Source organism: Microbacterium sp. ZW T5_45 (assembly GCF_044987415.1).
GTDB lineage: Bacteria > Actinomycetota > Actinomycetes > Actinomycetales > Microbacteriaceae > Microbacterium.
In genome coordinates this window covers 13,535-26,726 of record NZ_JBJDRJ010000019.1, presented here as the reverse complement: position 1 = coordinate 26,726, position 13,192 = coordinate 13,535, and the positions used below count along the sequence as shown (strand labels likewise).

Sequence of the window (13,192 nt, the reverse complement as noted above, 5' to 3'; positions counted from 1 at the left end):
GCGGTGGCCCGTTAGATAAGGCGATGTCCGCGAGCTACATCGCTACTCGGTTCTCAAGAGATAGCCGCAGTTCATGCCTCCGACTCGATCCCTCCGGGAGCCTCACGAGCTGGGCACCCTCGTCCACCAGCGACGACGTCGCCGGCTCCAAACCCAGGGCCCAGCGGTTCCGCGCTGGGTACACCCACTGTGCGAGGTGCGGCAGCGTGCCGGCGCTCCACTCGAGCGCGAGTTCGCCAGCAGTGCCGGTGACAGTCACCACAGCTTGATCGCCGTCGAAACCGGTGCGCTCGACCACGTGCTCGTCAACGCCCTCGGCCACCGCCGGGTACACGGCTGGATCCACCGTCATCACCCCTCCGCGGTGCATGAGGTCGTCCGACCGCACTGTAATCCGCGACCCTGACGCGACCAGTGGGGCACCGAGGTTCACGTGATACAGCATGCCGATCTCGGCTTCGCCGGGCCCGTGGTTGCTCAGCACATCGTGGACCTCGAGCGCAGAACGTCCGCCGCGCCATGACCGCAACGTCACAGTGCGCTCCAGTCGCAGCGAAGGCGCGAAGATCCGCGCGTCCTCGATCACCGCCGATACTGCGACCTCTGCTGCTTCGGCGGTCACTCTGCGCGACACCGCCACGGCACCGGCGGGTAGATGCCCCGCCTGACCATGCAAGCCGCGGTCCTCCTGCGGCGGACCGAATCCGCGCAGCCCACAGGTCGCCATCAGCCCTCCGTGGAACCTCGCAATCCAGTCGCGATCGCGCGGCCTGTCGAGCGGCCGCCGGTCGCGCACGGGCGACACCCACGAGACCGGCACCCCGCCGTGCAGAGCAAGGCCGATATCGAGACCACGGTCGGGCAGCAGCTCGACGTCCCACCCGCCGAACGTCCGCACTCGCACGACCCGCCCCTGCCGCGATGAGAACTCCTCGGCGCTCGCCAACAGGTCCTCGTGGGGTACCTCTCCTTCCTGAGGCCACACAGCTGACAGCATCACCGGTTCTCCTCTTTCATGCACGCCGGCGCAGGCGACGTCGACTCCACAGATCGCTCAGGTTCCACCGGCACCGTCAAGAACGTTCCCGCCGCGTTCGGTCCGGCGACGATCTGCGCGATCTCCGTCACCCCGGGCGCGCTCATCCGCACCCGGTCGCCGGGCATCGTCACCCCCTGTCGCGCGTCGCCCATGGACTTCGCCTCAGACGATTCCCGCGGTGAAATCCGCGAGCTGCGGTCGCCGACCCTCGAGCACCGCGCGTGATGCCGCCGCTGCCCATGTCGCCGCCTCACGGGGCTCGCCGCCCCCGAGCACGGCGGCAAGGAACCCGGCGGTCGACGCGTCACCAGCGCCGTTCGTCGACACCGGCTCAATGATCTCGTCGACCTCGTGCCGAAATAGCTGGTCGGCCCACACCTCAGCCTGGGGCGCAAGAGCACGTCCGGCGTCGCGCAGCCGGGCGGCATCCGCGGTGCGCACCGACATACCACGTGCACCCGCCGAGATCGCCACGACCCCGACACCCGCGTTCATCAGCGACTCGGCGAAGCCGCGCTCACGAGCGACTGACCACTCGGAGGGCCCCCTCGTCGTCGAGACAAGATCGTCGAAGCTCGGGCTGAGGATGTCGAGGAATGGCGAGATGCGCGCGAACACCGCGGTCCAATCGACTGCTCCTGTCGGCCCGTCGGCGTCGAGCACTGCGAGATCGAGCGAAGTCGTGACCCCGGCATCCTTCGCCCGGGCCAGCAGACGTCGCAGCGGTTCGCCGTCGTCGACGACCAGCGACGGCAGCAACATCGGATACCCGACGTGCAGCAGGTCAAGCCCGGTGAGATCGACCTCGGTTCCGTCGAACACGTCGTTCGCCCCGGTATGGTGCCAGAACGTGCGGTCCTGACCCGGAGGCTCGATCACCACGCTGTACGAAGTGCCCACGTCCATCGACCGCAGACGCGAGGAGCGGATGCCGGCCGCCGCCAACTCGTCGCGCACAATCGCGCCCAGAGCATCCGCTCCGACCACCGCCTGCACGTCGACGTCGATCCCGAACCCGGCCAGGGCAAGTGACGTGTTGCCGACGCACCCCCCGACCGTGACGGTGAGCGCGCCGACGTCGAACAGTCCCCCCGGCTCGCGCGGCGGCTCGCGGTGCAGGCCGGGCGCGAGATCCACGCACACGTGCCCTGCCACCGAGATCCGACTGCGCGCGTTCATACCTGGAGGACCCCCGCCGCCTCGACGGCCTCCACCCGGTCGCTGCCGTGCGCTGCGAGAGCGGCGTCGTAGATGCGGTGCGTCGCCGCCGCCTCCTCAGGAGTCGCGCACCCAAACCGATCCCCCAGCAGTCCCTCGCGCTCGGCGAGGAACGCGGCCCACATCTGCAGAATCGCGTCACTGAAGCCGCTCTCAAAGATGCCGCCGGTGACCGTCGGCCACACCGACTGGCTGCCCACCTGGATCTGCTGCCAACTCTGTTCTGTACCGATGCCGGCCGGCGAGATCACCCCGAACACCTCGACAGTCTTGGGCCGCGCGGTCGAGAACCGCACCCCGCCGTCGAGGCCGATCGCCTCGAACTCCCACGAGTTCTTCTGCCCCGGCGCGATGCGCTTGGTCTCGACCCGCAGCGGCACTTCCACACCGTCCTGATCGAACCAGCCGTTGACGACCGCGTTGTCCCAGGTGTCGCAGCGCTGGGGCTGCCCGTCGGAGCCCGGACGGAACGGGACGATGTCCTGCAGCACCGAGGTGAGCCGCGTCGGCGCCCACCCGAGACGCAGCGGCACGTGCCAGGCGTGCAGGCCGAGGTCGTTCATCACGCCGGCCTCCCCGCAGAACTGCGCCTGTCGCTTCCAGTTGATGCCCTTGTCGAGATCGAGGTCGCTCGAGTGCAGGAACGCACTGCGCACCTCGATGATCCGACCGAGAGCACCGGACGCCACATGGGCGATCGCCGCCTGCGCTCCGGGGAAGAACGGCATCTCGCTCGAGACCCGCACGAACGACCCCGTCGTCTCGTCGATGGCCCGAAGAACGGCTTCGGATGCCGCCCGGTCGATGCCGAAGGGCTTCTCGGCGAGCAGGCTCTTGCCTGCGCGAATCGTGTCGACATAGAGCTGCTCGTGCAGGTCGTGCCGCACGGCGATGTAGACGACGTCGATCGAGTCGTCGGTGAGAAGGTCGTGGTAGTCGGTGACGGTCGTGGTGACCGTGTCGATCTGCTCGAACCACGCGAATGCCGCGGGGTTCACGTCGCACACGGCCGTGAGCCGTGGGCGCACGGGGTGGTCGACGAGCGCGGGCCAGCGCTGGATCGCCGCGGCGATCTCGCGGCCCATGAGTCCGCCGCCGACGATGGCGACGTTGACGGTGCGGGGGGCACTCATCGCACGGCCTCCGTATCGAGCTCGAGAGCGGCCTCGGCGGGCGTCGCGCCCTCGTGCAGCACCCGCATGAGCGCGCGGGTGATGCCGGCGGGGTTCGGATGTTGGATGATGTTGCGGCCGTAGACGATGCCGCTCGCGCCCTGCGCCAGCACGTCGGCGGTGCGCTGCAGAAGCGTCGCGTCGTCGACCCGACCGCCGCCGCGCACGAGCACCGGGACGTCGCCAGCGACCTCGATCACGCGGTGGTAATCGGAGGAGTCGTCGGTGGGGTCGGCCTTGATGAGGTCGGCGCCGAGCTCGCGGGCCTGGCGGACGAGGGTGCGGATCTTGTCGGTGTCGCCGTCGACCATGTAGCCGCCGGCGACGCTGTTGTCCTGCATGACGAGGGGCTCGATCATGAGCGGCATCCCGGCATCCGTCGCCCTGCTGCGCAGTTCGAGGATCGAGGTGATGCACTGCTCGCGCACCTCGGGGTGCTCGGGGATGTGCAGGAGGTTGACGCACACGGCCACGGCGTCCAGCCGCACGGCCTGCTCGATTGCGTCGGGGACGTGTCGGCTGAAGAGGTGCGAGTCGAGCGGGTTGCCGTAGATGTTCGCGACGTCGGTGCGCACCACCAGCGCCGGCTTCTGCTTGCCGGGTCGCGACTGCAGCAGCCGCGCCTGACCGAGCGTCAGCTGGATCGCGTCCGGGCCGGCGTCGACGAGCACGTCAATGACCCGGTCCATGTCCTCGATGCCGGTGAGGAAGCTCGGCTCGCCGAAGAAGCCGTGGTCGACGGCGACGTCGAGTGCTCGCCCGGAGAGGGGATTGAACAGTCGGTTGAGGCGGAATTGCGCCACGATGCGGCTCCTTCATTGCAGATCATCGGTCGATGCGGAGGACGGAGGCTTGTCTCTCGCACGTTCGACACAGTAGCCTGAACAAGACAACGTTGTCTAGTCGAAAGATCAGAATGAGCATCCACGTCCTCCCGGCCAACCGGCCCGCGCAGCGCTTCTACCGCGGCGGCACCCGGATCGCGCAGTTCCGCAACCTCCCCGATCTCGAGCAGTACGTGCCGGAGGACTGGGTGGCCTCGACCACCACCGTCTTCGGAGACCCCGTCCTCGGACTCACGACCCTCGCCGACGGGACCACGCTCGCCGAATCGCTCGTCCGCGACCCCGAGCGCTGGCTCGGCGCCGCCCACGTGGCTGCCTGGGGCGTCGACTCCAAACTGCTCGTCAAGCTGCTCGACGCCGGACAGCGCCTGCCCGTGCACGCCCACCCCGGGACCCCCTTCGCCCAGGAGCATCTGATGCGCCCGCACGGCAAGGCAGAGGCGTGGCACATCCTCGCCGGCGGCGAGGTCCACCTCGGTCTGCGCGAGGACGTTCCGCTCGCCGACCTCGCACAGCTCGTCGCGCACCAGCGCACCGACGAACTGCTGGGCCTGCTGCACCGGCGCACCGTTCAGCCGGGCGACACCGTATTCGTGCCGCCCGGCGTGCTGCACGCGATCGGACAGGACGTGTTCCTCGCCGAGGTGCAGGAGCCGGAAGACCTGTCGATCCTACTCGAATGGGAAGGTTTCGCGATCGACGGCAGCCGCGACGGGCACCTCGGCCTCGGCTTCAACACCGCCCTGCAGGCCGTCGACCGCGATCGACTGAGCGAGGATCGACTCGACGCGCTCATCGCCCGCGACGCGACGCTTCCCGCATCCGCCGACCCGTACTTCCGCCTCGACCGCCGTGTGCTCGGCGACGGCGCAATACTCGATGCCGGTTTCGCCGTCGCGATCGTCCTCGCCGGCTCCGGTGTGCTCTCACGCGAGGGCCGGGACGTGCCGGCGCAGGCGGGAGACACGGTGCTGCTCGAGCACGCGGGAGGACTCGTGCGCGTGGGCGGCGAGATCGAGATCGTCGAACTGAGACCGCCGGTCCCGACCTGGGCACCCGAGGCGCCTCAACCTGCCGCGCAGGAGCAGCCGATCGGCTGATTGCTGGGCTATCGTTGTCCCCGACCATAGGGGGATGCCGTGGCTAAGAATCCGACCATGATCGACGTCGCCGCCGAAGCGGGTGTCGCGTTGAAGACGGTGTCGCGCTACGTCAACGGCGCCGGCAACATCAACCCCGCGATGGCCAAACGCATCGGCGACGCGATCACCAAACTCGGGTACCGGCGCAACCTCGCCGCCGCCAGCATCCGCCCCGGCTGGACAAGCAAAACCATCGGCCTACTGATTAGCGACCTCGCGAATCCCTACTACTCGTCGATCGCCCGGGCCGCCGAGGCGCGGCTGCGAGACGCCGGCTACCTGCTCATCACCGCGAGCTCTGAGGAAGACGGTGACACCCACGACCGTCTCGTCGACAGCCTCTTCGAACGCCAGGTCGACGCGATCATCGTCGTGCCGCCACGGTCGTCCGGGCGACCGTGGTCGTCGGTGCGCGAACCGCATCCGCCCGTCGTGTTCATCGACCGCCCCGCTCCTCTCGAGGGGGCCGACACGATCATCGCCGACAACCGCGGCGGGGCCCTCGAGGCCGTCGACCTGCTGCGCGCGAAGCACGAGCACGTCGCGTTCCTCGGCGACTCCCTCTCGATCTACACGATGCAGGAGCGCTACCTCGGCTACGGCGACGCCCTGCGCCGCCGCGGCGAGCAGGTCGATCCCGCACTCGTCAGCACGAGCGCGCACAGTGAGCAGGAGGCGTACGCCGCAGCCCTCACGCTGCTGCGCGCCGGCAAGGCCACCGCGATCTTCGCCGCCAACAACCGTGCGACCGTCGGTGCGCTGCGTGCCTTCGCCGACGAGGGAGTGCGGCTGCCACTGATCGGCTTCGACGACTTCGAGGCCGCGACCCTCGTGCGGCCCGCCGTCAGCGTCGTCAGCCAGAACACTCAGGCCATGGGCCACCTCGCCGCCGAGGTCGTGCTGCAGCGCCTCGACCGCGATACCGCGGCCGACTCCCGGCTCGAGGTGCTGTCGACGACTCTCGTGCTCCGCGGCTCCGAGGCCGAGTAGCGTCGAGGCCTCGCCCGATATCTCCGGTTCCTGAGCGAGCGCGGCGAGACGAAGGCCCGGACGCGATAGAGGCGGCCGCCGGGAGAGCCCGACAGCCGCCTCCGTCCCGGCTACGCCCGACGACGTGCGCGCAGTGCCAGGACTCCTGCACCCATCAGAGCCAGGGCGCCGGCCGCGGCGAGAAGCGTCCACCCGGCATCCGCACCGGTCTGGGCCAGTGCACCGCCGGGCGTCGTGGCCGACCGTCCGGCCTCGATCGGGTCCGTACCGCCGTCGTCGGAACCGCCACCGGCATCGCCGCCACCGGCTCCGCCGTCAGCATCCGCGCCACCGCCGTCCGCATCCCCGTCACCCGGCTGCTCCGGCTCGCCCTTGCCGGGCTCCTCGATCACCAGCGCGTCCGCGAGGCGGAGCGTGCCCCACCCCTCCTGCGGATCGCCGACACCTGACCACATGATCTGACCCCAGTCGGCAGCGCCGTCATTGTCGGTCGCGAGCAGGGAGAACCCGTACTCCGATCCGGTGGCAGGCGTCAGCTGGGTCACCGCGAGTGCCGCCCAGGGAATGGAGAGCTCGAGCGTGTAGCCGTCGTCACGGATGTCCGCCGCGATCTGCGCACCGTCGAGGACGATCGTGTCGGCTCCGGCGTCGTGCCCTTCGCGCAGATAGACGTGGGACTCACCGTCGGGATCGCTGGCCGTCGCGAGGATCGCGTAGTCCCCGTCGCGATAGGACGCACCGGTCTTGTCGTTGGCCGTGTCGAGGAACACCATGATCGCGTCCGAGAGGTACAGCGCCTCCCCGGATTCCGAGAAGTTGACGACGTCATCCGTCCGCTCTTCTGAGATGTAGAGCGAGTCTTGGTCCCACACCATCCTGAACGTCGATGTCAGGTCGGCTCGCGAGGACTGCGATCCCCACACGGTGCCGAACGCGGCCACGTCGACCGACTCGTTCGACACCTCCACCGCGCCGGCCGAGCCCCATGCCGCCTCGTCGATCGCACCGTCCACGACGATGGGCGCGTTCGCTGCATGCGCGGTGTAGACCGCCGATGCCGCTGCCGCGACACCCAGGTCATCGGCACGGAACACCTGCCCCTCACCAGAGAACGCGACCTCGAAGCGGAGCGATACCGCCCCATCCGCCACGGTCGCCGGGACAGCGACGTCGTTCCAGCCGGATCCCGCCGCAACCTCTGCCTGATCGACAGTGATCACGGCCCCTGCGCTGTCGAGTTGCGCGAGTGACACGGTGATCGATCCTGTCGTGTCCCCGATCACCCGAGCGGATGCCACGAGCGAACTGCCGAGGGACGGGTCGACGGCCACCGTCTGCGAGAGGACGGCCGGCGAGGATCCCGGACGCACGGAGAGGCTGGGCGAGGCGTCGTACGTGATCGACATGAGTCGCTCGGCCGCCCAGGTCGCGCCGGAGGACATCGTGAAATCGTCGAGACTCGCCTTCCAGAAGTCGCCGTTCGACAGCTGGTTCGTCTTCCAGTCCAGCTTCAGCCAGATGACCGAGTTGCGGTTCGAGTCGAGATCGTCGAGACGGCCGTATGTGAGGTAGACGACGCCGGTGGTCGGGTCCTCGAACATCGACGGATACTGGATCTGGCACGGCTGGATCTTGCCGTCGGATCGGGGCTCGAGCGACGAGTAGAGGATCGGGTTGCCCTGGGGCAGCGGCTCCCAGGCCGTCGAAGTCAGGTCATCGGTCCGGTAGATCCCGGTGTCCCAGCGCTGCCCCACGGTGCAGCCGAGGTTCGTGTCCGCGGCTTCGGTGATCTGGTAGTAGTAGCCGTCCTGCTCGACGATGCTTCCGTGACCGAACCCGATCGACGAGCCGAGCTTCCAGTCCTCGCGCCAGAGGTCCGAGTCCTTCCTGTCGAAGGAGGCGTCGGCGGGCACTCCCTGCGATGCGTCCCCGGCGATCCACGTCACGAAGTCCGTGGTCTTGGCGATGCCACGGTATCCGTTGATCCCGTCGTAACCGTGGAAGGCGACCCAGTAGTACTCGCCGTCGTAATTGAACACGTCGAAGGTGCCCTCGTCGAAGACGTCCCGTCCGCCGGACAGCGTGACGCAGTCGTCCGTCGGCTCGTCGCAGATCTGATCCCAGAGGTCACCGCCCGAGACCACTGCGGTCGTCTGCAGGGGAACCCACCCACCGCCACGAGGGTCCGCGCCATCCTTGGTGATCAGGCATCCACCCCACTTGGTCCCGTCGAAGCACTGGAACAGGTAGTACCAGCGGTCCTCGGTGTCGTTGTAGTACGCACCACCGTCGGTCGCGTAGCACGACCAGTCGGTCCCCGCCTCCGGGGCGATCACGAGCTCGGGGTCGGTCCACGTCGCGCCCTGGTCCGTGGATGCGCGCACCACCGTGCTCAGGCTCACCCCGCACGATCCGGTGCCCCATTCACGGCTGAAGCGGTACCAGGTGCCGTCGGGCATGGTGCGGAAGAACTGACCGTCCGCGGCGTTCATGATGCCGCTCTCGGTCGCTGTGGTCTGCTTGACGAACGACCAGTCGGCGTCGCCGTTCCAGTAGTCCTGCAGGGTCGGCGCATCGGCCGCGGCGGCCGCGACCGGCGTCATCACCGCGGTGGCGGACGCGGCACCGGAGGCCAGAAGGGCGCCAGCGGCGAGCGCCGCGGCGGTCAGGAGAGCGGAGACCCGCGAGAGTCTCCTCCTTCGAGGTCGGGGGGATCGATCGGTATTTCGCATGCGGTGCTCCTTTGCGGCAGTGCGGGGTGGGGGCGACGGATGGTCCGTCGCCGACACCGTAGCGGACTTAGATAACGTTGTCTAGCAATGCATCGCCGATCAAAGTCCCTCAAAATATGGCGGTGGATCGGGATAATTGTGCTGAATCACCGTGAATGATCCGCACCCTTGACCTCCTCAGAACGACCCAGTAACGTCATTCTGAAACAACGAAGTTTTGGAGTCAAGAATGCGATCATCCATCCGCCACGCCCTGTTCGTCGCATTCGCCGTGGTCGTCAGCGGCCTCGCATCCGCCGCTCCTCCCGCGGCCGGAACCGATCTCGATCCGCCCTCGTCGAGCACCATCACGGAGGTGCTTGCCGCATCGACGCAGTCCGCCTCGACCGCAAGCGCCTCCCCCGCAACCATGTCGGAGTACTGGAACGGCGACGCCGAATGGGTGTACCAGCGCAGGGACAGCTGGGCATCGACCGGCTCCCAGGGCTACTACGAGGGAACGAGCGTCACGGTCGGCCCCGACGACGCCTGGTATCTGTTCCGGCGTCACATGACAGACCGGTCCGTCTTCTGCACGATGGGCATCGTGGTGCAGAAGTCCACCGATCAAGGTGCGACGTGGAGCGCACCGCAGACCGTGGTCACTCCGGCAGCCGGAACCGCATACTCCTGCGCGGCGACCGACGGCAGCGCCTGGTACAACGCGACGACGGACACCTGGGTGCTGCTCTTCCAGTGCTTCGACGGAACCGCATGGGCCGGATGCCTCGCCCAACGAAGCGGGCCTGACCCGATGGGCGCCTTCACCGCGGCATCCACGAATCCCGTGGTCTCCCCCGGAGAGCTCTGGAACCAGATCTGCGACACGGCGACCGACGACTGCACCTCCATCCCCGGCTCACCGGGAAGGGTCTTCGACGAGGGAACCTTCAACATCTTCCGGTTCGACGGCACCTACTACTGGGTCGGCTTCCACGGCTTCGACGGTGTGAACGGCTATCGCGGCATCGCGAAGACCGCCGACTTCGAGACCTGGATCGCCGGCGATCCCGCACAGGGGACTCCCGCCGATGCGGTCTTCGATCGGAAGGACTCGCAGAGCTGGCGCGAGGCCTGGGCCGGTGGACAGTCCGTCGGGGGAGGCCACGGCTCGATCCTCGAGGAGGGCGGCCAGTTCTACCAGCTCGTGGAGAGCGCCGACATCTCCCTCGCCTGCACCGACAACCAGCGATGGGACTTCGGCCTCTACCGGTCCAGCTCCCTGACGAGCACCGCCTGGTCGCCGATCCCCGCCGGGAACCCGATCCTGTACTCGGGTCGCGCGACCGACGAGGCCGGCGGCACCATCGCACCCTGCAACGTCCAGTACACGAGCCTGTTCAAGGACCCGGTGACCGGATACATCTGGCTCGCATACGGGCGCAACTCCCACGTCGATCAGAACACCGACGCGCTGTACTGGTTCCGCCTCGAGAAGACGGGGAATCTCCTCGTCAACAGCGACTTCTGGCGCAGTGACACCGTCGGATTCCAGCGGCTCGGCACCGGCACGAACTGGGCCGTGTACCGGCTACCGGGCAACTCGTACGACGGGACGCCCTACCTGGCGATGAATTGCGGCGGAACGTGCGGGACTTCGAACTCCCTCCTGCAAGATGTCGCGGTGTCGACGGCTGGCAAGAGCGCGTTCCACGCATCGCTGCGTTCGATGCGGGAGAGCGGATCCGGCTCCCTGACACTCGCCGTCTGGCAGCTGGATGCGTCCGGCGCGCCCCTGACGAACGATACTCTGGCCATCACGCCCGGCTCGTCGTGGTCGCTCTCGGATCTGGACGGCGTGCTCCTTTCGAGCACGGCGACCCTTCGATACGAGATCTACCTGCACGGCGACGCGACGTTTCGCTTCGACGAACTCGGCCTGACGATCGACTGACCCCGTGGTGCCCCGCCCTCCTGGGCGGGGCACCACGGATCGGAGCCACGGGTGGTCCCCCGTCGCGTGCGACCGAGACGAGAGATGCCGTCGTGCGATCAGCGTCGCTCCGTCACGGCGTCGTGATCCCAGGGGCGGATGCCGTCAGGCCGACAGGTCCGCGGTGGCGGTGAGGGACTCGGTCGGCAGCTGCCGGCGGTAGACGTCGCCGAGAGCGAGGGCCGCGGGCTTCGCCCTGCCGTCGTAGTCGACGACGGCGAGGCTGATCGCGCAGGGGAAGGCGTCGTGCCCCATCCAGACGATGAAGCCGCCGCAGGCGGGGAAACGGTCCATCGCCGCGGACGCCGCGACCCGCAGGGCGTCCGCCTGCTCGCGCTGGCTGTTCTCTACCCATCCGGGCAGATCGGCATCGGGCACCGTGTCGCGGTCGAACCACCAGTTCGAGGTGTGCCGCCACAGGTGCGCGCGCTCTGCGGCATCCGTGCCGGTCAGTCCGTGACGCTCGAGCAGGTCGAGACCGCTGGACCCCGCGACCCCGACCTCGGAGCGCAGCAGCGCGTCGTCGGCGGCCCAGTACCGCGCCCACCCCTCCGGCTCGGGCGACACGACCCACGGTCCGTGCACGTCGTGGTGCAGGCCGAGGCCGAACTCGCTCTCGTCGGCTGTGTACCGCGGCCCGGTCGGAGAGGTCGGCACGATCTTGCGCTCAGGGTCGATCTCGCGGATCGCGGCGCCGGCGGCCCGGAGCGCCGGGTGGTCGAACGTGAGCGGAGTGCCGGGCGTCGGCTCGCCGGGTGCTCCGGCGAGTTCATTGCCGCCGCTCCACACGACGAGAGACGGGTGGTGGTGCAGGTCGCGCGCGTAGCGGCCGGCGATCTCGGCGAGCTCTGCCGCGTACGCGTCATCGAGCGGTGGGTGGTTGTCGAGCCCCGATGAGCTCTGCGGGAGCTCCTGCCAGACGAGCAGCCCCCGTTCGTCGCACAGGTCGTAGAACTCGTCGCGCTCGCGGGATGCGCCACCCCACACCCGCAGGATGTTGACGCCCAGGTCGCGGTAGAGGTCGAGCCGCCGGCGGTACTCGTCGAGGCCGACGTCGGCGTAGTCGCCGCGCAGCGGCGCCCAGTTCACGCCTCGGAGGAACACCGGAGCACCGTCGATCTCGAGCAGCCACGGCTCGGCGCCCTCCGGCGCTCCGGGGTTCGCGCGCCAGGCGACGTCGCGGAACCCGATCGGGCGCACGATGCGGTCGGCGGGGTCGGCGCCGTCGACCCCGACCTCCAGCCGGTGCAGGGATGCCGCACCCCACCAGCCCGCGACACGATCGGCGTCGAGCGAGAAGGAGAAGCGGCCCGCATCATCGGTGGTCACCGTCTTCTCGGCGACGACGTCCCCCTCGGAGGACGTCAGCCGCGCGATGACGGAGAGACCGGGGGCGACGGCACCCGTGCCGCGCACGACTCCGCGTCCGACGATCGGCGCAGTGCCGGCATCCGGGGTGAACTCCGTGCGGATCACGAGGTCGGTCGGCGTCGGCACCCCGCTGCGGATTGCGGCCAGCGCGGTGCGTGCGGCACCGATCTGCACCATCCGCGGGATCCAGTCCCAGCCGTAGTTGAACCGCGGTCGCCACGATCGCGTCTCCGACGTGTGCCCGATCTGCCCGAGGTACGGCGGCGGCGTGAGGAAGACCACCGCGATCTGCGCGCCGCGATGCTCGGCGGCCGCACCGAGGTCGACAACGAGCGGCAGATGCGCGTTCGCGGTCTCCGCCCGCCGGGCCCCGCCGACGAACACCACGGCGGGGCCGTCGAGCGCCGCGAACTCGAGCGTCAGGTCACCCTCGACCAGGTCCTCGGGGAGCACCGCGCGGTAGATCCAGTGCCGGTGCTCGATGAACTCGCTCGCCCGCGACTGCAGCCCGATCGTCGGGTCGGGGATCAGATCGGCCGCGAGCAGCGCTCCGCGCACCGAACCGGGGAACCGCGCGGGGATCGGCCCCACATCGCTCACCCGGCTCACCGAGGTTTCGACCGCCGCAGCGAGCTCCCACTCGCTGGGGCGCCATCCTTCGAGCGTCCAGTCCAGCGTCGCCAGGTCGAGGACGGTACGGGTCATGGGGAT

10 protein-coding genes are annotated in these 13,192 nt (G+C 68.9%); 3 read left to right on the top strand and 7 right to left on the bottom strand.

What is annotated here, in order from left to right; all coding sequences use genetic code 11:
• Positions 1-34: 34 nt before the first annotated feature.
• Genes ACI3KS_RS11275 through ACI3KS_RS11255 form a run of 5 tightly spaced genes read right to left on the bottom strand, consistent with a single transcriptional unit; the run spans position 35 to position 4,232 of the window.
• Complete coding sequence (locus ACI3KS_RS11275) at positions 35-997, bottom strand: DUF4432 family protein (protein ID WP_404918283.1); 963 nt, start codon at positions 995-997, stop codon at positions 35-37.
• Positions 997-1,191: a hypothetical protein gene (locus tag ACI3KS_RS11270; RefSeq protein WP_404918281.1), complete on the bottom strand. Its 195-nt coding sequence runs from the start codon at positions 1,189-1,191 to the stop codon at positions 997-999. Before ACI3KS_RS11270 ends, ACI3KS_RS11275 begins: the two co-directional genes overlap by 1 nt.
• 10 nt (positions 1,192-1,201) lie before the next feature.
• Positions 1,202-2,194, bottom strand: coding sequence for a carbohydrate kinase family protein (locus tag ACI3KS_RS11265; RefSeq protein WP_404918279.1), 993 nt, complete (start codon positions 2,192-2,194; stop codon positions 1,202-1,204).
• 20 nt (positions 2,195-2,214) lie between these two features.
• The gene (locus ACI3KS_RS11260) at positions 2,215-3,390 is read right to left on the bottom strand and encodes a Gfo/Idh/MocA family protein (protein WP_404918277.1); all 1,176 of its coding nucleotides are present in this window, start codon (positions 3,388-3,390) and stop codon (positions 2,215-2,217) included.
• Positions 3,387-4,232 carry a class I fructose-bisphosphate aldolase gene (locus ACI3KS_RS11255; RefSeq protein WP_404918275.1) on the bottom strand — a complete coding sequence of 282 codons (846 nt, stop codon included), beginning with the start codon at positions 4,230-4,232 and terminating at the stop codon, positions 3,387-3,389. Before ACI3KS_RS11255 ends, ACI3KS_RS11260 begins: the two co-directional genes overlap by 4 nt.
• 113 nt (positions 4,233-4,345) lie before the next feature.
• Between ACI3KS_RS11255 and ACI3KS_RS11250 the strand changes: the two genes are divergently transcribed.
• Together ACI3KS_RS11250 and ACI3KS_RS11245 are read left to right on the top strand one after the other, a co-directional pair.
• On the top strand, positions 4,346-5,374 hold the full coding sequence (locus tag ACI3KS_RS11250) for a class I mannose-6-phosphate isomerase (protein WP_404918273.1): 1,029 nt from the start codon (positions 4,346-4,348) through the stop codon (positions 5,372-5,374).
• 57 nt (positions 5,375-5,431) lie between these two features.
• Positions 5,432-6,406, top strand: coding sequence for a LacI family DNA-binding transcriptional regulator (locus tag ACI3KS_RS11245; protein WP_404918271.1), 975 nt, complete (start codon positions 5,432-5,434; stop codon positions 6,404-6,406).
• 110 nt (positions 6,407-6,516) lie between these two features.
• Here ACI3KS_RS11245 and ACI3KS_RS11240 read toward each other — a convergent pair whose 3' ends face one another.
• Positions 6,517-9,138, bottom strand: coding sequence for a sugar-binding protein (locus ACI3KS_RS11240; RefSeq protein WP_404918269.1), 2,622 nt, complete (start codon positions 9,136-9,138; stop codon positions 6,517-6,519).
• Between the two features lie 229 nt (positions 9,139-9,367).
• Here ACI3KS_RS11240 and ACI3KS_RS11235 point away from each other — a divergent pair, with 229 nt between their 5' ends.
• Positions 9,368-11,071, top strand: a complete 1,704-nt coding sequence (locus ACI3KS_RS11235) for a hypothetical protein (RefSeq protein ID WP_404918267.1) — start codon at positions 9,368-9,370, stop codon at positions 11,069-11,071.
• Positions 11,072-11,215: 144 nt separating this feature from the next.
• Here the strand turns inward: ACI3KS_RS11235 and ACI3KS_RS11230 are convergent, their stop codons facing one another.
• Positions 11,216-13,186 (bottom strand): glycosyl hydrolase 2 galactose-binding domain-containing protein, encoded by a 1,971-nt coding sequence (locus ACI3KS_RS11230; RefSeq protein ID WP_404918265.1) that lies wholly within the window; start codon positions 13,184-13,186, stop codon positions 11,216-11,218.
• Positions 13,187-13,192 lie beyond the last annotated feature (6 nt).

What these genes read in the sequence shown, in the direction of transcription:
- ACI3KS_RS11275 (WP_404918283.1), bottom strand. Translation starts at nt 997, where the DNA reads ATGCTGTCAGCTGTGTGGCCTCAGGAAGGAGAGGTACCCCACGAGGAC.
- ACI3KS_RS11270 (WP_404918281.1), bottom strand. Translation starts at nt 1,191, where the DNA reads ATGGGCGACGCGCGACAGGGGGTGACGATGCCCGGCGACCGGGTGCGG.
- ACI3KS_RS11260 (WP_404918277.1), bottom strand. Translation starts at nt 3,390, where the DNA reads ATGAGTGCCCCCCGCACCGTCAACGTCGCCATCGTCGGCGGCGGACTC.
- ACI3KS_RS11250 (WP_404918273.1), top strand. Translation starts at nt 4,346, where the DNA reads ATGAGCATCCACGTCCTCCCGGCCAACCGGCCCGCGCAGCGCTTCTAC.
- ACI3KS_RS11245 (WP_404918271.1), top strand. Translation starts at nt 5,432, where the DNA reads ATGATCGACGTCGCCGCCGAAGCGGGTGTCGCGTTGAAGACGGTGTCG.
- ACI3KS_RS11240 (WP_404918269.1), bottom strand. Translation starts at nt 9,138, where the DNA reads ATGCGAAATACCGATCGATCCCCCCGACCTCGAAGGAGGAGACTCTCG.
- ACI3KS_RS11235 (WP_404918267.1), top strand. Translation starts at nt 9,368, where the DNA reads ATGCGATCATCCATCCGCCACGCCCTGTTCGTCGCATTCGCCGTGGTC.
- ACI3KS_RS11230 (WP_404918265.1), bottom strand. Translation starts at nt 13,186, where the DNA reads ATGACCCGTACCGTCCTCGACCTGGCGACGCTGGACTGGACGCTCGAA.